The sequence below is a fragment of the Streptomyces sp. AK08-02 genome, assembly GCF_033795085.1.
Lineage (GTDB): Bacteria > Actinomycetota > Actinomycetes > Streptomycetales > Streptomycetaceae > Streptomyces > Streptomyces echiniscabiei.
Window position 1 is genome coordinate 146,690 of record NZ_JARAZV010000006.1, and the last position, 16,984, is coordinate 163,673.

Genomic DNA, 16,984 nt, shown 5'->3' on the forward strand with positions numbered 1-16,984 from the left:
CTAGCGCTTCTTGTTCGTCTTGCGGCGGCGGACGATGTACTTGTTCGAAGCCTTCTTCGGCGAACGAGTACGACCCTCCTTCTGACCCCACGGCGAGACCGGGTGACGTCCACCGGAGGTCTTGCCTTCACCACCACCGTGCGGGTGGTCAACCGGGTTCATCGCCACACCGCGAACGGTCGGACGGACGCCGAGCCAGCGCTTACGGCCGGCCTTGCCCCAGTTGATGTTGCTCTGCTCGGCGTTGCCGACCTCGCCGACCGTGGCGCGGCAGCGCTGGTCGACCAGGCGGATCTCACCGGAGGGCATACGAAGGTGGGCCATCGTGCCCTCCTTCGCCAGCAGCTGCACCGAGGCGCCTGCGGAGCGGGCGAACTTGGCGCCGCCACCGGGACGGATCTCGATCGCGTGGATCGTGGTACCGACCGGGATGTTGCGGAGCGCCAGGTTGTTGCCCGGCTTGATGTCGGCCCCAGGACCGTTCTCGACGCGGTCACCCTGCGACAGGTTGCGGGGGGCGAGGATGTAGCGCTTCTCGCCGTCCGCGTAGTGCAGCAGCGCGATGCGCGCGGTGCGGTTGGGGTCGTACTCGATGTGCGCGACCTTCGCCGGCACGCCGTCCTTGTCATGACGACGGAAGTCGATGACGCGGTAGGCGCGCTTGTGTCCGCCACCCTGGTGGCGAACGGTCACACGACCGGAATTGTTACGGCCGCCCTTGCTGTGCAGGGGGCGAACCAGCGACTTCTCCGGCGTGGACCGCGTGACCTCGACGAAGTCGGCGACGCTGGAGCCACGGCGGCCCGGCGTAGTCGGCTTGTACTTGCGGATTCCCATTTCTCAGTCCTCGTCCGATATCGGACGATCCGACCCGCTTACGCGGCCGGACCGCCGAAGATGTCGATACGGTCGCCCTCGGCGAGGGTCACGATCGCGCGCTTGGTGTCAGCGCGCTTACCGAAACCGCTCTTGGTGCGCTTGCGCTTGCCGATGCGGTTGATCGTGTTGACCCCGGTGACCTTGACCGAGAAGACCGCCTGGACGGCCTGCTTGATCTGGGTCTTGTTGCTGCCGGGAGCGACGATGAACGTGTACTTGTTCTCGTCGATGAGCGCGTAGCTCTTCTCCGACACGACCGGCTTCAGCAGGACGTCACGGTGGTCCGTGAACGACTTGCTGATCGGCGTGACGACGGTGTTCTTGCCCTCGGCCTCGTGGCGCTTCGCCTTGGCGACGCGCGCGGCCTTGGCGGCCTTGGCCGCCTTGGAGGCAATGGCGGGGTGACGGATCGCCATCAGACCTCGCTCCCTTCGGTGTCAGTGGCCTTGGGGCCGGACACGAAGGACTCGAAAGCGGCCTGGGTGAAGACCACGTCGTCCGAGACGAGAACGTCGTACGTGTTCAGCTGGCCCGGGTCCAGGATGTGCACCTGGGGCAGGTTGCGGGCGGAAAGCAGCCCGGCCTCGTCGGAGCGCTCGATGACCAGGAGCACGTTCTTGCGCTCGCTGACCTTGCCGAGGAAGCTCTTCGCGGCCTTGGTGGAGGGGGTGTCGCCCTCGATCACGCTCGTGATCACGTGGATACGAGCGTTGCGGGCCCGGTCGGTGAGGGCGTGGCGCAGGGCCGCGGCCTTCATCTTCTTCGGGGTCCGCTGCGAGTAGTCACGCGGGGTGGGGCCGTGCACGACGCCACCGCCCGCGAACTGCGGCGCACGGGTCGAACCCTGACGGGCGCGGCCGGTGCCCTTCTGACGGTAGGGCTTCCTACCGCCACCACGGACCTCGGCGCGGGTCTTGGTCTTGTGCGTGCCCTGACGGGCAGCGGCCAGCTGTGCGACGACGACCTGGTGAAGCAGCGGGATGCTGATCTTCTCTACGTCGAAGATCTCCGCGGGGAGCTCGACGCTTCCGGCCTTCTCGCCAGCGGGCGAAAGGATGTCAACAGTGCTCATCGGTACCTCAGGCCCCCTTGGCCGCGGTGCGGACCAGGACGAGGCCGCCGTTCGGACCAGGGATAGCGCCCTTGATGAGCAGCAGACCCTTCTCCGCGTCAACGGCGTGGACGGTCAGGTTCTGGGTGGTGACCCGCTCGTTGCCCATGCGGCCCGCCATGCGGACGCCCTTGAACACACGGCCGGGGGTGGCACAGCCACCGATCGAGCCGGGAGAGCGGTGCTTGCGCTGGACACCGTGGCCGGCGCCGAGGCCCTTGAAGTTGTGACGCTTCATGACACCGGCGAAGCCCTTGCCCTTGCTCTTGCCGGTCACGTCCACCTTCACGCCGGCCTCGAAGACCTCGGCAGAGATCTCCTGACCCAGCGTGTACTCGGAGGCGTCCGCGGTGCGGATCTCGACGAGGTGGCGGCGGGGGGTGACGTCAGCCTTGGCGAAGTGACCCTTGAGGGGCTTGTTCACCTTGCGAGGGTCGATCTCGCCGAAGGCGATCTGGACCGACTCGTAGCCGTCGGAGTCATTCGTACGGACCTGGGTCACGACGTTCGGACCGGCCTTGACGACGGTGACGGGAACAACACGGTTGTTCTCGTCCCACACCTGCGTCATGCCGAGCTTCTCGCCCAGGATGCCCTTGATCTGCTTAGCCATTCTCAGATCACCGTCCCCTAGAGCTTGATCTCGATGTCGACACCGGCCGGGAGGTCGAGTCGCATCAGAGAGTCAACGGTCTTGGGCGTCGGGTCGAGAATGTCGATCAGGCGCTTGTGGGTGCGCATCTCGAAGTGCTCGCGCGAGTCCTTGTACTTGTGCGGCGACTTGATGACGCAGTACACGTTCTTCTCAGTGGGCAGCGGCACCGGGCCCGCGACCGACGCACCAGTTCGCGTCACCGTCTCGACGATCTTCTTCGCCGAGGAGTCGATGACCTCGTGGTCGTAGGCCTTGAGCCGGATGCGGATCTTCTGTCCCGCCATGGCTACTCAGTAGTCCTGTCTCTTCGTACGCTCTGGAACCCGGTGTTCCGTACTCACTTCTCGCCCACTTGTCCGACCCACGCGGTCGGGTGTGTCGCGCTCTCACCAAACACAGATGTCCCATATGAGACATCCCTGGACGGGAAGCACGGCCCTTCCGGAACCGCAGGCCGGGGGGCGACTGCGTCAAATGCTCCTGACGCGAACCCACCGGGTGCCTGGCCGGCGCCGCACTGACACTTCCCGAAAGATTCCCGTACGTCCGCCCCAGCGCTGCCTTACGACAGATTGGGCGACGAGTACTGTGGGACTCGCTTTCGGTCCTCCCGGCGGGAGGCGCGCAGCATCGACAACTCGACCGAGCAACTAGGGCAGTCTGCCATACGGGGCAGGCACTCCGCCAATCGAGCGGGAGAGAATACCCCCAGGGTGACGAAGGTCAAACCAAACCGGGGCGTGTCCCCACACCCGGCGGCACCGGCGATGATCCTGATGTGACGCATGACATGAACCTGAGCGCAGCCGCAACCCGTCTGGAATCGCACATACGCGCCTGGCGGGCGGAGGGCATACAGGTCTCGGAGCCCCTGTGGGCGGCGGACGCACGCGTGGTGGAGGTACGGATCGCGTCCCCGTCCTGGCAGATCCCACTCACCGTCATACAGCTGTACGAATCCGGCCTGGCGTGCGCCCTGTACCTCTCGGCGGCCGAGACCATCGAGGAACGTCACCAGGTCTCGTCCCTGGACGAGTGGAGCACGGTACTGACGGGGGCGACGGCCCGAGCGGCGCGCGTACGCCATGCCCAGGCCCGTCTGCTGTCCAGCACCTGCACGACGGGCTGGCTGGACTGGATCCACGGCAGGCTGTGGCTGCTCCCCGAGGGCCTGCTACGGGTGCGCGGCGACCTCATGACGACGCTGGTGAACGGATTCGGCTCCGGCCTGACGGCCCTGGACCCGTACCGGCCCATCACGTACGACCCGGCGACCGTCCTGGCGGCCCACCCCACGAACAAGCTGATCCCGTTCGCGGGGATGGCCACGGCTCGCCTGCACGGCGGGGTGACCACCTCCGGCCTGGAGGTGGCCATGACGGACGGCACCCGCCACAAACTCCTGTGGATGAACTCGGACCCGGCCCGCGGACTGCTCAGAGAGCGGTTGCTGCCGCTGCTGGGAACACGGCTCGCCCACTGACCGGTCAGCGCACGTCGATGTAGTCCTGGCCGCTGGTCGCGGTGCCGGTGACGCTGTTGCCGTAGTACACCCACCGGAAGAAACCGTCGGTGGTGGCGGTGACCGTGGTGCTCAGTGCGCCCGCGCTGTTGGTGGTGACCTTCTTGAGCGTCTTGAAGGTGGTCGCACCCTGGGCACGGAACTGAAGGCTCACCGCGCTGCCGGCGTAACCGTCGTTCTTCTTGGTGGTCCAGTTCGCCCGGGTGAGCCTGCTTTTGAGGGTGAGCTTCTTGCCCTTGTCGACAGGCTCGGGGGTTGCGTCGGCCACGGAGAGCTTGGCGGCTCGGCGGAGGGAGACGGTTCCGGACCTCGACTCGAATTCCTCGGCCAGCACAGGGCCGTCGCCGGCCGGGAACAGAGCGAGATGCACGCCGATCTTCCACTTGGTGGCATCGCTGTTGGAGTCGGCCTCCTCCATCTGCGGATGGGGATCAATGAAGAGTGTGCCCTCGCAACGGGCCCTCTGGGAGTCCTGCTCGTAGCAGGTGTAAGGGATCGTCCACAGGGAGTTCTCCCCGGTGCCATTGGCCACGTCCTTCAGGCTCCCCCGGTAGAGGAAGGGGGCAATGCGCCAGCGGCCCGTATTGTCCGTGCTGTACCCAGCGGGCAGGGCGATGTTGAACGTGAGGGGCGTTTCCGACACCTTCGATGTGCCGACCACGATCGGCTTGCCCTTGTTGAAGACGAGGTTCGACACGACGATGCCCGTGTCCTTCGCCTGCGCGGCCGGCGCGTTGAGCACCGAGAGTGCGAGGGCTCCGGCCGTCGCGATCACGGCGGCGGTACGTCTCCGGCCCCGTATACCTGTGTTCACACACACCTTCTTCCGACAGTTACTCGATCAACTGCCGGAAGCGTACGAGACGAACTCGACCAGGCGGTGGGGCAGTTCCCCTTCCTCACCGGAACCCGGGAACGTGCGTCCCGGTGAGGTGTGCGCAGGAGGGCCCGGCGCTCTTCGAAGGAAACACGAAAGACAAAGAGACCCACCAAACCCACCCGCCCTCCCGTCGGCTGCAGGCGGCGCCCACGGCCGCCTCTGCGCGAACTCACTCCCCCGCGTGAACATCAGCAACTCTGCTGGATTTGCGCCCGGTTGCCTGGCCCGCGCGGACCTGGCACTGGCCACCCTGTCCGCCATCACACACGCGACCGATCCGGACATCTTTGCCATACTGAAAGCACTGTCCACAGCTCTGCAGGACGAGCCCGAGGACGTCGCCGACCCGATCATCGAATTCACCGCACAAGGCCTGGGCGACCGCCCGGCGAGGCAGTACTGGAGGAAACTGGTGGCCGTGGACCTCTCCTTCTACAAGTCCTACATCGCGGAGGAAATCCGCGACGAAGGGCGAGCACAAGGCCGAGCACAAGGCCAAGCCGAAGGCATCGCCCAGGGCAAGGCCGAAGGTCAGGCCGCCGCCGTACTGCTCGTCCTGGAACAGCGCGGCCTCGACGTGACCGACGAGATCCGTGACCGCATCACGGGCTGCGACGACACCGAGACCCTGCGCACCTGGCTCACCCGCGCCCTCACCGCCACCTCCGCCCCGGAGATCTTCGCGGACCAGTAGGCGAGGTCCGGCAGACCCCAGCGCGCCGTCTCGCCAGGCTGGTTGGGCGGCAGGTCAGCGCACGTCGATGTAGTCCTGGCCGCTGGTCGCGGTGCCGGTGACGCTGTTGCCGTAGTACACCCACCGGAAGAAACCGTCGGCGGTGGCGGTGACCGTGGTGCTCAGTGCGCCCGCGCTGTTGGTGGTGACCTTCTTGAGCGTCTTGAAGGTGGTCGCACCCTGGGCACGGAACTGAAGGCTCACCGCGCTGCCGGCGTAGCCGTCGTTCTTCTTGGTGGTCCAGTTCGCCCGGGTGAGCCTGCTTTTGAGGGTGAGCTTCTTGCCCTTGGCGACAGGCTCGGGGGTCGCGTCGGCCACGGAGAGCTTGGCGGCTCGGCGGAGGGAGACGGTTCCGGACCTGGTCTCGTACTCCTGGGCCGCGATCGTGGTCTCGTCCGCTTTCCACAGACGGAGCAGCACGGCGATCCTCCACTTGGTGGCGTCGCTGTTGGAGTCGGCCTGCTCCTGTGTCGGATGGGGATCGATGTACAGGTTGCCCTCGCAATGGGCCCTCTTGAGGCCGAGTTCGTAGCAGGTGTAACCGCCAGGCCCTATGTAGTTCTCTCCAGACTTGACCGCCTCCGTCAGATTTCCCCGGTAGATGAAGGGCTCCGCGTCGTAGCGGAACGGGTGGTCTGTGTCGTACCCCGGCGGCAGGGCGATGTTGAAGCTGATGGGAGGTTCCACCACCCGCGACGTGCCGACCACGATCGGCTTGCCGTTGTTGATGACGAGGTCCGACAGGACGATGCCCGTGTCCTGGGCCTGCGCGGCCGGCGCGTTGAGCACCGAGAGCGCGAGGGCTCCGGCCGTCGCGATCACGGCGGCGGTACGTCTTTGGTTCATTCGGGCCCCTCCGATGTGTAAAGGAATCGGAAAGGCTACACCGGTGTGATCAACTGCCGGACGCGTACGGGATGAACGGCGGGCCGTCACGCTCGTCATGGCCTGTGTCGGTGTGTTCGTCGCCTATCTGCCGGTGACCACCGTCTCGGCGTCCTCGACGGCGTCCAGGCCGTCGAGACGGCCCTCACCCTCCGCCAGATCAAGCAGCTCACCTACGAACCGGGACGCTGCGACGTCACCCCGCCGCCAGTCCCTCCCCCACCGCCGCGAACGCCGGCTTCCGCCCGAACTCCTCGTCCATCAGCGTCGCCGCGCCCTGGCCGTCGAAGACCCCCGGCACCCACGAGTACTTGTCGCTGAACCCCCACACCGTGAACGAGGTGCACCGCCGCGCCTGGACGCACGCGTCCAGCAGCCCCCGGAAGTACGCGGCCTGCGTCGCCAGTTTCGTGTCGTCCACCGGCAGGATCATGCGTACGTCGACCTCCGTGAACGCCGTCTGCATGCCCAGCTTCTCGAAGCGGGCGAGGTTCTCGGCGACCTGGCCCGGGAAGCCGTACTGGATGGCCAGGTGCCCCTGGATACCGAAGCCCTGCACCGGGACCTTCTTCGCCCGCAGCCGCTTCGCCAGGTCGTAGTAGGCCGTCGACTTCGCGTTGACGCCCTCGACGTTGTAGTCGTTCAGGAACAGCTTCGCCTTGGGGTCGGCCGCGTGGGCCCAGCGGAAGGCGTCCTCGATGTACGAGGGCCCCAGCTGCCGCAGCCAGATCGAGTTCCGCAGCGAGCCGTCGTCCTCGAAGACCTCGTTCACCACGTCCCACTGGTATATCCGGCCCTTGTACCGCTTCACCTCCTTGGTGATGTGGTCGCGCAGTACGGCCCGCAGCTCGGTCGCCCCGATCGAGCCGTCCGCGACCCCCGCCGTCAGCCAGCCCGGCAACTGGTTGTGCCACACCAGCGTGTGGCCGCGCACCGCCTGCCCGTGCGCCCGTGCGAAACGGACCAGGTCGTCAGCCTGCCGCCAGTCGTACGTCCCCCGACTCGGCTCCACCGACTCCCACTTCATGGCGTTCTCGGCGGTCATCGAGTTGAACTCCCGTGCGGTCGTCGTGCGGTACGTGGTGTCGTCGGCCAGCGCCGCCATGTCCACGGCCGTGCCGACGCGTACGCCGGTGCCGGCCGCCAGCGTCCTCAGTGGGACGGGGCCGGGGCGGGCCGCCGCCGGCTGCGCACCCGCGCCGGTGATCAGCAGCGTCGCGCCCAGCACAGCCGCAGAAACGGGCATGCGGAAGACGTTCATGTACGGTCCCCTCGCTCGGTGTATTGGTTGCCTGCTCGTGCTCAGCGGACGCGTCGGCTCTCCAGTGGTCCCAGGTACGTCGGTGTCAGCCCGCCCGTGTCGATCACCAGCCGCTGCACCACCACCGTGGGGTCGACCACCCAGAACTTCAGCCGGTGGACGCCCGCCGCAACCACCGTGTGCCTGGTCGCCGTCAGGTTCACGTTGTCGGAGGTGTGCCGGGCCCACTGCTTGTTCATCCGGCCGTCGTCCGCACCCGTGACCGCGTGGATGTCGACCTGCCGCGGCTCGTCCTCGTCGAAGGAGACCGCGTAACGCAGGCCGCCCGTGGGGAGCGTCGGGTTGCGCGGCGACAGATACGCCCACACCGTGACCTCACCCGCCGACAGCAGGCTGACCTCGTACTCCAGCCGCGCCGAGGCCCCACCCGGTGTGCGGCGCGGAGCCGTCACCGGCCACGAGGTCATCCCCGAGCCGGTGCGGCCGATCCGGTCCAGCCGCCGCCAACCGCCCACCGCCCGCGCGTAGTTGTCCGCGTCGATCGCGACGTAGCCGCTTGCCTCGACGAACCCCCGCAGTCCCCGCCGCACCCTCCGTGAAGGTTTCTCGGCAACGCACGCGACGGTCACCGACGCCCCCGCGCCCGACACCGTCAACGAGGCGTCCGTACGGCCGTCCGGCACCCGGGCCCAGTCCACCGTCACCGTCAGGCGCACCTGCTGCCCGACCCGCCCCCTCGGCCGGTCCACCACCAGCCACGGCTCCGACGACTCCACCCGGTACTCGAAGGGCGTACTCCCCCGGTTGAACACCTCGACGTACTGGTCCGGCCGCGTCTGGTACGGGCTGAACACCGGTAGTACGGCCGAACCAGAGGATCCCTTCGGCCACCACTCCCCCGAGTCCCCGGCTCCGTCGACCGTCACCCCCAGCTCCCCGGCCACCGGCAGCTCCAGCCGCCGTACGGCCGGGAACAGCACGTCCGGCAACGCCACGTTGTCCTTCTCCGGCTGCTGCCAGGGCGCGTTGGGCCCGTACCGTTCGATGTCCCCGTAGTCGATGTGCGGCTGGGTCTGGAAGCCCTCCCACTTGCCGTCCGCCACACCGTGGTTGAAGCGGTCGGCGAGTGCGAAGTCCCGTTCCAGACCGGCTTCCGCCTCCGTCGCGCGGTCGTTGGTCGCCGCGCGGCCCTGGGACGCGTACAGGAGGTTCTCGAACTCGGCCTCGCGCAGCCCGTACAGGTTGGCGGTCGCCTCCACCGCGTACCCCACGAGTTCGTACCAGGCGTCCCGCACCCGGGCGGGCAGCCGCCTGCGTACCCGCTCCGCCTCCCTCTCCAGTCGCCGCCAGTCCTCCGTGACGCGCGCCAACTCCCGGTGGCCGAAGGCGAAGGGGGTCTCCTGGTCGTCGTACACGATCGCCGACTCGTCCCTCGTCGGGTCCTTCGCGGGGTCGAGTGTGATGCGGCGGTTGAGCAACTCGGGCTTGCGGCGGGCCTGCAGCCGCCCGTACTCGGCGAGGACCGAGGCGATGGCCGTGGCGTGCTCGGCGCCGAAGTTCTGGCGAGCGTAGCGGCGTTCCCACTCCTCCAGGTTGGACGAGTCCCAACGAGTCGGATTCCAGGCGTAGTCGAGGAAGAACTCCGCCGGAAGCTCGTTGCCCTTCAGGTCGCCGACGTTCGCCACCCACAGGCCGTGGTTGCCGTACACGTGGGCCTGGTGGAGCTGGTCCCAGAGGTTCTGGAGATTGGTGGTGTCCACCCACTTGTAGTTGCGGCCGACGCCCACGTAGTCGAAGTGGTAGTACAGGCCGTAGCCGCCGCTCCTCGCCGGCTCGGCCGGGTCCGGGTGCTTGCGGATGTTGCCCCAGTTGTCGTCGGTCAGGACGACGGTGACGTCGCCGGGGACCCGTAGCCCCCGGTCCCAGTAGCGCTGGACCTCCTTGTACAGGGTCCACACCTGCGGGGTTTCGTCCACGGGCTTCCCGGTCACCTCCGCGATGATCCCGCGTTGTGTCTCGATGATCTCCCGCATCAGCTCGATGCCGTCGCCGTCCGGCAGGCTCGTGTCGCCGTTGCCGCGCATGCCCAGGGTGACGACGCCCTCGAAGTCCTCGTCGACCATCCGCCGGATGCCGTCGCGCCAGTACGCCCGGACAGCCGCCGCGTTACGACGGTACGACCACTCGCCCGTGCCCCCGTAGGGGTCGTGGCCCGGGGTCACGATGTTCCCCGCGCTGTCGCGTACGGCGGGGACCGCGTGTCGGTTCCACTCCTCGATGCCCCGCATCATGGGCGCCTCGTGGGACGTGCCCATGACGATGCCGTACGCCTTCGCCCGGGCGTGGTTGTCCGGGTCGTCCTCGGCGAACGCCCGGCCCCAGACGGCCGGCCAGAGATAGTTCGCCTTCAGGCGCAGCAGCACCTCGAAGACGCGAGAGAAGAAGGCGGAGTTGAAGCCCCCTGGATGCCCCGGCGCCTTCCCCGGACCGAAGAACCTCGGCGCCCACGTCCCCAGCGCCGGGTTCTCGTCGTTGACGAAGACGCCCCGGTACTTCACGGCCGGGGTGCCCTGGGTGTGCCTGCCCGGCAGCACGTACACCGCGTCCCGGTGGACCGGCGGCACGTCGTCCCACCAGTACCAGGGCGAGACGCCGATGCCGTACGAGACGTCGTACGCCCCGAAGATCGTGCCGCGCGGGTCGCTGCCCGCGATGACGAACGCCCGGTCGACGCCCAGCATCGGACGCTCCACGACCGTCTGCAGCGAGGTCTCCCAACGGCCCGCGATGCCCGTGACGTCCAGCTTGCCGGCGCGGATCAGACCGTCGATCAGCGGGCTGCGGCCGATCGTGCCGACGAGGATCACCTCGCGGGCGACGGTCGCGGCCGGACGTACACCCGTGACGCGTTCGATGTCGTCCCGCAGGTCACCGGCGACGCGTACGACTCCGGGGTGGTCCTCGGCGCTGACCACGACCGGGGCGCCGACGACCGCGAACGAGCCGCCGGTGAACGAGATGTACGCGCCGGAGTCCGTGCGACGCACCGCGTCCTCCCCGGCCCGCGCGACCCCCGACAGCACCGGCACCGCCGCGAGACCGGCACCGACACCGAGCACAGCTCTGCGGCTGACCGACCCAGACATGACGTACCCCACCCTCCGCCGAATTTGGTCAGTGGCATGACAAATAGTGGAGGGAGTGACCAGCGGGGGGAACGGGTCGTACGCGCCGAATAGTTTCGTAACAGCAAAGAGGCCCGTACGACCGAAGTCGTACGGGCCTCCCTGACGAACTGCCCGAAGTACCGGGTCAGGCTGTCAAGCCAACAAGAACTACTTGTTGATCTTGATGACCTGGCCGGCGCCCACGGTCCGGCCACCCTCACGGATGGCGAACTTCAGGCCCTCTTCCATAGCGATGGGCTGGATGAGCTCGACGCTCATCTCGGTGTTGTCGCCCGGCATGACCATCTCGGTGCCCTCGGGGAGGGTCACGACGCCGGTCACGTCCGTGGTGCGGAAGTAGAACTGGGGGCGGTAGTTGTTGAAGAACGGCGTGTGACGGCCGCCCTCGTCCTTGGACAGGATGTACGCCTGCGCCTCGAACGAGGTGTGCGGGGTGACCGAGCCGGGCTTGATGATGACCTGGCCGCGCTCGACGTCCTCGCGCTTGATGCCACGGAGGAGCAGACCGACGTTCTCGCCCGCCTGGCCCTCGTCGAGCAGCTTGCGGAACATCTCGATGCCGGTGACCGTGGTGGTGGTCTTCTCCTGCTTGATGCCGATGATGTCAACGGTCTCGTTGACCTTCAGGACACCACGCTCGATACGGCCGGTGACGACCGTACCGCGACCGGTGATCGTGAAGACGTCCTCGACGGGCATGAGGAACGGCTTGTCGACGTCACGCTCGGGGGTCGGGATCGCCTCGTCGACGGCAGCCATGAGGTCGAGAACCGACTTGCCCCACTCGGCGTCGCCCTCGAGCGCCTTGAGCGCCGAGACCTTGACGACCGGCAGGTCGTCGCCCGGGAACTCGTACTCGGAGAGGAGCTCACGAACCTCGAGCTCGACGAGCTCCAGGATCTCCTCGTCGTCCACCATGTCGGCCTTGTTCAGGGCGACGACGATGTACGGCACGCCGACCTGGCGGGCCAGGAGCACGTGCTCCTTGGTCTGCGGCATCGGGCCGTCGGTGGCGGCGACGACCAGGATCGCGCCGTCCATCTGGGCGGCACCGGTGATCATGTTCTTGATGTAGTCCGCGTGACCGGGGCAGTCGACGTGGGCGTAGTGACGACCCTCCGTCTGGTACTCCACGTGGGCGATCGAGATCGTGATACCGCGCTGACGCTCTTCAGGAGCCTTGTCGATCTGGTCGAAGGCCGAGGCCTCGTTCAGGTCGGGGTACTTGTCGTGCAGCACCTTGGTAATGGCGGCCGTGAGGGTCGTCTTACCGTGGTCGATGTGACCGATGGTGCCGATGTTGACGTGCGGCTTAGTCCGCTCGAACTTTGCCTTCGCCACTGGGGTCCTCCTGCGGAGTGGTTCTGGTACGCCTTACTCATCGGCGCCAGGTGATCTTTGCTGGGATGCCGCCCGCCGGGGTTTTCCCTCCCGGGTCTCCCCCGGCGGTCGGGTCAAGCCTAAAGCGTGTAAACGGGGTGTGTTACTCGCCCTTGGCCTTCGCGATGATCTCCTCGGCGACGTTCCTGGGAACCTCGGCGTAGGAGTCGAACTGCATCGAGTAGCTTGCGCGACCCGAGGTCTTGCTGCGGAGGTCGCCGACGTAGCCGAACATCTCCGAGAGGGGCACGAGGCCCTTCACGACGCGGGCGCCGCTGCGCTCCTCCATGGCCTGGATCTGGCCACGGCGGGAGTTGAGGTCGCCGATGACATCGCCCATCGACTCCTCGGGCGTGGTGACCTCGACGGCCATCATCGGCTCCAGGAGCACGGGAGATGCCTTGCGTGCGGCCTCCTTGAACGCCTGCGAACCGGCGATCTTGAACGCGAGTTCGGAGGAGTCGACCTCGTGGTAGCCACCGTCGAGAAGAATGACGCGGACGCCCGTCATCTCGTAGCCGGCCAGGATGCCGAACTGCATGGCCTCCTGCGCACCGGCGTCCACCGACGGGATGTACTCCCGCGGGATACGTCCACCGGTCACCTTGTTCACGAACTCGTACGCCGGACCGTCGGTCTCGGTGATGGGCTCGATCGCGATCTGCACCTTGGCGAACTGACCGGTACCACCGGTCTGCTTCTTGTGGGTGTAGTCATGACGCTCGACGGCCTTGCGGATCGTCTCACGGTACGCGACCTGCGGCTTGCCGACGTTGGCCTCGACGCGGAACTCGCGCTTCATACGGTCGACCAGCACCTCAAGGTGCAGCTCGCCCATACCGCCGAGGATCGTCTGACCGGTCTCCTCGTCCGAGTGAACGTGGAAGGAGGGGTCCTCCTCCGCGAGACGCTGGATGGCTACACCCAGCTTCTCCTGGTCACCCTTGGACTTGGGCTCGATCGCGACCTGGATGACCGGCGCCGGGAAGTCCATGGACTCCAGGATCACCGGGTTCTTGTCATCGCAGAGCGTCTCGCCGGTCGTGGTCTGCTTCAGACCCATCACGGCGACGATGTCGCCGGCGCCCACCGCCTCGATCTCCTCACGCTTGTTCGCGTGCATGCGGTAGATCTTGCCGATGCGCTCCTTCTTGCCCTTGACGGAGTTCAGCACCGCGGTGCCGGTCTCCAGGCGGCCCGAGTAAACCCGGACGAAGGTGAGCTTGCCCAGGTGCGGGTCGCTCATGATCTTGAAGGCGAGCGCGGACAGCGGCTCGTCCACGGACGGCTTGCGCTTGACGACGACCTCGGGGTCCTTGACGTCGTGGCCTTCGATGGCCTCGACGTCGAGGGGGGTCGGCAGGTAGCGCACGACCGCGTCGAGCAGGGGCTGGACGCCCTTGTTCTTGAACGCGGTGCCACAGAACACCGGGGTGACCGTGACGCCGCCGGACTTGCCGGACGCGATGGTGACACGACGGACCGCGGCGTACAGCTGCTCCTCGGTGGGCTCCTGGCCCTCCAGGAACAGCTCCATGATCTCGTCGTCGTGCTCCGCGACCGTCTCGACCAGCTGGCCGCGGTACAGCTCGGCAGCCTCGGTGTGCGTGGCCGGGATGTCGACGACGTCGTACATCTCGCCCTTCGCCGCCTCGGCGGACCACACGAGCGCCTTCATGCGGACCAGGTCCACAACGCCCTTGAAGTCCATCTCGGAACCGATCGGCAGCTGCATGATGATCGGAACGGCACCGAGCCGGTCCTTGATCATGTCGACGCAGCGGTGGAACTCCGCGCCGGTCCGGTCGAGCTTGTTGACGAAGCAGATACGCGGCACGCCGTAACGGTCGGCCTGACGCCACACCGTCTCGGACTGCGGCTCGACACCCGCGACACCGTCGAACACCGTGACGGCACCGTCGAGGACGCGCAGCGAGCGCTCTACCTCAACGGTGAAGTCGACGTGCCCGGGGGTGTCGATGATGTTGATGGTGTGGTCGACGTCGTCCAGCGGCCAGTGACAGGTGGTCGCAGCAGAGGTGATCGTGATGCCACGCTCCTGCTCCTGCTCCATCCAGTCCATGGTCGCGGCGCCGTCGTGGACCTCACCGATCTTGTAGCTGACGCCGGTGTAGAAGAGGATCCGCTCAGTGGTGGTCGTCTTGCCCGCGTCGATGTGGGCCATGATCCCGATGTTGCGGACCCTGGCCAGGTCAAGTGAAGTGGTAGCCATAAGGCTTCGGTCTTCTCTCGGTCTCGATGTGGGTTGCGACTACCAGCGGTAGTGCGCGAAGGCCTTGTTGGACTCGGCCATCTTGTGGGTGTCCTCGCGCTTCTTCACGGCCGCACCGAGGCCGTTCGAGGCGTCGAGAAGCTCGTTGAGGAGACGCTCGGTCATGGTCTTCTCGCGACGGGCGCGGGAGTAACCGACCAGCCAGCGCAGCGCGAGCGTGTTGGCGCGACCGGGCTTGACCTCGATCGGAACCTGGTACGTCGCACCACCGACACGGCGGGACTTGACCTCGAGGGTCGGCTTGATGTTCTCCAGCGCGCGCTTCAGCGTGATGACCGGGTCGTTGCTGGTCTTCTCGCGCAGGCCCTCCATGGCGCCGTACACGATGCGCTCGGCGGTGGAACGCTTGCCGTTGAGCAGGATCTTGTTGATCAGCGACGTGACAAGAGGAGAGCTGTAGACCGGGTCGATGATGACCGGGCGCTTCGGGGCGGGGCCCTTACGAGGCATTCTTACTTCTCCTTCTTGGCGCCGTAGCGGCTGCGGGCCTGCTTGCGGTTCTTGACACCCTGGGTGTCGAGCGAGCCGCGGATGATCTTGTAGCGAACACCGGGCAGGTCCTTCACACGGCCACCACGCACGAGCACGATCGAGTGCTCCTGCAGGTTGTGTCCCTCACCGGGAATGTAAGCAGTGACCTCGATCCCGCTGGTCAGACGCACACGCGCGACCTTACGCAGGGCCGAGTTCGGCTTCTTCGGGGTGGTCGTGAACACACGAGTGCAGACACCGCGGCGCTGGGGCGAACCCTCGAGCGCGGGCGTCTTGTTCTTCTCGACCTTGTCCTGCCGGCCCTTCCGGACCAGCTGCTGGATCGTAGGCACTACTTCTCCGGTTTCTGTGTGCCGATGGTGGAGCTAACCTGGAACGTCACCGACCCACGCGGTCGGGTGTGTCGAATACTGCAGATCCCCGCCGCGAGGCGGGAAGGGCGCAGATTGCGGTGGTCGCTTACGGCTCCGCGTGCGGTTCGAAGGCACACACGAGGGCCAGGGCACACCCCAGGCACAAGGTCTGAGCGTACCTACCTCAACGACTTCGGTCAAAACAAATGGAGGCCGGTACGACACGCCGGGCTTCGGGCGGCCCGCGAGCCCTCCTTTGACAACTTGCGCCCGCTTGCGCCGGCTTTTGGTCAGGTGCGAGCCAAGGTGGCTGATTCGCGCCCTTTACAGCCCCGCGGGCCTGCCCGTTCAGTACCTTGATCCGTCCGCTGCGACGATTCGGGGGCAGAGCGTGATCAGGACGGCCGCGTACTCGCTGGACGACGGGGGCCTGGACGACCGGGTGCCCTTTCTCGCCCGCCTCGAACATGAGGACCGCACGGCCCTCCTGTCCCTGGGCCGCGAGCTGAACTTCGCCACCAGGGTGGCCCTGATCCACCAGAGCGAGCCCTCCGCCCACGTCCTCTTCCTGATCCAGGGCTGGACGAAGGTCACCGCGTCGGCCGCCAACGGCTACGAGGCACTTCTCGCGCTGCGCGGCCCCGGCGACATCGTCGGCGAGTCGTCGGCGCTCACCGGGCGCCCCCGGTCGGCCACGGTGACCGCGCTGGAGGCGGTGCGGGCGGTGGCGGTCGAGCACGAACGCTTCAAGGACTTCCTGGGCCGTTCACCAGCGGTTTCCTTCGCCCTGCTGGGTCTCACCGCCGACCGCACCCGGGCCGCGGACCGCCGCCGTCTGGAGTTCGCGTCCATGAACGTGCGGGAACGCTTCGCGGTCCTCCTCCTCGACCTGGCCCGCACCCACGGCCGCCGCACCCCCGAGGGAATCGAACTTTCTGTCCCCCTGAGCAAACAGGAACTGGCGGGCTCGGTGGGCGCGTCAAGGGAGATGGTCCAGCGACTGCTGAGGGAACTGCGCGAGAAGGAGGCGGTGGAGACGGGGAGACGAGCACTGCTGATACGCCGGCCGGACATCCTCCGGCGGATCGCGGCAGCGGACGGCTGACGCGGGCCCGCACCATCCAACCCGCCCGGCGCTTGAGGACACCGGCCCACACCATTCAGCCCGTCCGGCGTTTGAGGACGAGGCCCCTTCAGGGCCGAAGCGGGGGCCTGGGGGCGGCAGCCCCCAGCGACGGCAACCCCAGCCAACCTGAGCCTCGAACACCCCCGTACGTGTACTCCGTCACACTCCGACTGCGTCATCCGCCCTCACAGCACACCGTCCACACCCGCCACGCTGCTGCAAGCAA

The 16,984-nt window shown here is 67.1% G+C and carries 15 protein-coding genes and 1 pseudogene; 3 read left to right on the forward strand and 13 right to left on the reverse strand.

Annotation, left to right across the window (positions count from 1 at the left end):
* Genes rplB through rpsJ form a run of 5 tightly spaced genes read right to left on the reverse strand, consistent with a single transcriptional unit; the run spans position 1 to position 2,929 of the window.
* Positions 1 to 837 carry a 50S ribosomal protein L2 gene (rplB, locus tag PV734_RS14065; protein ID WP_006376052.1) on the reverse strand — a complete coding sequence of 279 codons (837 nt, stop codon included), beginning with the start codon at positions 835 to 837 and terminating at the stop codon, positions 1 to 3.
* Positions 838 to 875: 38 nt separating this feature from the next.
* Positions 876 to 1,295 (reverse strand): 50S ribosomal protein L23, encoded by a 420-nt coding sequence (gene rplW, locus PV734_RS14070; protein WP_189147781.1) that lies wholly within the window; start codon positions 1,293 to 1,295, stop codon positions 876 to 878.
* A complete protein-coding gene (rplD, locus tag PV734_RS14075) occupies positions 1,295 to 1,951 on the reverse strand; it encodes a 50S ribosomal protein L4 (protein ID WP_319090399.1) in 657 nt (218 codons plus the stop codon). Before rplD ends, rplW begins: the two co-directional genes overlap by 1 nt.
* Before the next feature lie 7 nt (positions 1,952 to 1,958).
* Positions 1,959 to 2,603 carry a 50S ribosomal protein L3 gene (rplC, locus tag PV734_RS14080; RefSeq protein WP_319090400.1) on the reverse strand — a complete coding sequence of 215 codons (645 nt, stop codon included), beginning with the start codon at positions 2,601 to 2,603 and terminating at the stop codon, positions 1,959 to 1,961.
* Positions 2,604 to 2,620: 17 nt separating this feature from the next.
* Positions 2,621 to 2,929 carry a 30S ribosomal protein S10 gene (gene rpsJ / locus PV734_RS14085; protein ID WP_003948644.1) on the reverse strand — a complete coding sequence of 103 codons (309 nt, stop codon included), beginning with the start codon at positions 2,927 to 2,929 and terminating at the stop codon, positions 2,621 to 2,623.
* A gap of 506 nt (positions 2,930 to 3,435) precedes the next feature.
* Here rpsJ and PV734_RS14090 point away from each other — a divergent pair.
* Positions 3,436 to 4,128 carry a hypothetical protein gene (locus tag PV734_RS14090; protein WP_319289672.1) on the forward strand — a complete coding sequence of 231 codons (693 nt, stop codon included), beginning with the start codon at positions 3,436 to 3,438 and terminating at the stop codon, positions 4,126 to 4,128.
* Positions 4,129 to 4,132: 4 nt separating this feature from the next.
* On the opposite strand, the gene PV734_RS14095 is transcribed toward PV734_RS14090, so the two are convergent.
* Complete coding sequence (locus PV734_RS14095; RefSeq protein ID WP_319289674.1) at positions 4,133 to 4,981, reverse strand: hypothetical protein; 849 nt, start codon at positions 4,979 to 4,981, stop codon at positions 4,133 to 4,135.
* A gap of 289 nt (positions 4,982 to 5,270) precedes the next feature.
* Here PV734_RS14095 and PV734_RS14100 point away from each other — a divergent pair.
* Positions 5,271 to 5,741, forward strand: a pseudogene (locus PV734_RS14100) (hypothetical protein); the annotation flags it as partial.
* Positions 5,742 to 5,795: 54 nt separating this feature from the next.
* Here PV734_RS14100 and PV734_RS14105 read toward each other — a convergent pair.
* From PV734_RS14105 to rpsL, 7 genes are all read right to left on the reverse strand, one after another.
* Entirely contained in the window at positions 5,796 to 6,626 is an 831-nt protein-coding gene (locus PV734_RS14105; RefSeq protein ID WP_319090403.1) for a hypothetical protein, read from the reverse strand.
* Between the two features lie 235 nt (positions 6,627 to 6,861).
* Complete coding sequence (locus PV734_RS14110; protein ID WP_319090404.1) at positions 6,862 to 7,926, reverse strand: endo-1,4-beta-xylanase; 1,065 nt, start codon at positions 7,924 to 7,926, stop codon at positions 6,862 to 6,864.
* A gap of 41 nt (positions 7,927 to 7,967) precedes the next feature.
* A complete protein-coding gene (locus PV734_RS14115) occupies positions 7,968 to 11,072 on the reverse strand; it encodes a glycosyl hydrolase 115 family protein (protein ID WP_319289676.1) in 3,105 nt (1,034 codons plus the stop codon).
* 189 nt (positions 11,073 to 11,261) lie between these two features.
* Positions 11,262 to 12,455 (reverse strand): elongation factor Tu, encoded by a 1,194-nt coding sequence (tuf, locus tag PV734_RS14120; RefSeq protein WP_053746355.1) that lies wholly within the window; start codon positions 12,453 to 12,455, stop codon positions 11,262 to 11,264.
* A 142-nt stretch (positions 12,456 to 12,597) separates the two neighbouring features.
* Positions 12,598 to 14,727 (reverse strand): elongation factor G, encoded by a 2,130-nt coding sequence (gene fusA / locus PV734_RS14125; protein WP_319090406.1) that lies wholly within the window; start codon positions 14,725 to 14,727, stop codon positions 12,598 to 12,600.
* A 39-nt stretch (positions 14,728 to 14,766) separates the two neighbouring features.
* Complete coding sequence (gene rpsG / locus PV734_RS14130; RefSeq protein WP_105974498.1) at positions 14,767 to 15,237, reverse strand: 30S ribosomal protein S7; 471 nt, start codon at positions 15,235 to 15,237, stop codon at positions 14,767 to 14,769.
* 2 nt (positions 15,238 to 15,239) lie between these two features.
* Complete coding sequence (rpsL, locus tag PV734_RS14135; protein WP_003948652.1) at positions 15,240 to 15,611, reverse strand: 30S ribosomal protein S12; 372 nt, start codon at positions 15,609 to 15,611, stop codon at positions 15,240 to 15,242.
* 412 nt (positions 15,612 to 16,023) lie between these two features.
* Here rpsL and PV734_RS14140 point away from each other — a divergent pair, with 412 nt between their 5' ends.
* Positions 16,024 to 16,737 carry a Crp/Fnr family transcriptional regulator gene (locus PV734_RS14140; protein WP_319090407.1) on the forward strand — a complete coding sequence of 238 codons (714 nt, stop codon included), beginning with the start codon at positions 16,024 to 16,026 and terminating at the stop codon, positions 16,735 to 16,737.
* Positions 16,738 to 16,984 lie beyond the last annotated feature (247 nt).

What these genes read in the sequence shown, in the direction of transcription:
- fusA (WP_319090406.1), bottom strand. Translation starts at nt 14,727, where the DNA reads ATGGCTACCACTTCACTTGACCTGGCCAGGGTCCGCAACATCGGGATC.
- rplD (WP_319090399.1), bottom strand. Translation starts at nt 1,951, where the DNA reads ATGAGCACTGTTGACATCCTTTCGCCCGCTGGCGAGAAGGCCGGAAGC.
- PV734_RS14105 (WP_319090403.1), bottom strand. Translation starts at nt 6,626, where the DNA reads ATGAACCAAAGACGTACCGCCGCCGTGATCGCGACGGCCGGAGCCCTC.
- rplB (WP_006376052.1), bottom strand. Translation starts at nt 837, where the DNA reads ATGGGAATCCGCAAGTACAAGCCGACTACGCCGGGCCGCCGTGGCTCC.
- rplW (WP_189147781.1), bottom strand. Translation starts at nt 1,295, where the DNA reads ATGGCGATCCGTCACCCCGCCATTGCCTCCAAGGCGGCCAAGGCCGCC.
- PV734_RS14110 (WP_319090404.1), bottom strand. Translation starts at nt 7,926, where the DNA reads ATGAACGTCTTCCGCATGCCCGTTTCTGCGGCTGTGCTGGGCGCGACG.
- PV734_RS14115 (WP_319289676.1), bottom strand. Translation starts at nt 11,072, where the DNA reads ATGTCTGGGTCGGTCAGCCGCAGAGCTGTGCTCGGTGTCGGTGCCGGT.
- PV734_RS14090 (WP_319289672.1), top strand. Translation starts at nt 3,436, where the DNA reads ATGAACCTGAGCGCAGCCGCAACCCGTCTGGAATCGCACATACGCGCC.
- rpsJ (WP_003948644.1), bottom strand. Translation starts at nt 2,929, where the DNA reads ATGGCGGGACAGAAGATCCGCATCCGGCTCAAGGCCTACGACCACGAG.
- rplC (WP_319090400.1), bottom strand. Translation starts at nt 2,603, where the DNA reads ATGGCTAAGCAGATCAAGGGCATCCTGGGCGAGAAGCTCGGCATGACG.
- rpsG (WP_105974498.1), bottom strand. Translation starts at nt 15,237, where the DNA reads ATGCCTCGTAAGGGCCCCGCCCCGAAGCGCCCGGTCATCATCGACCCG.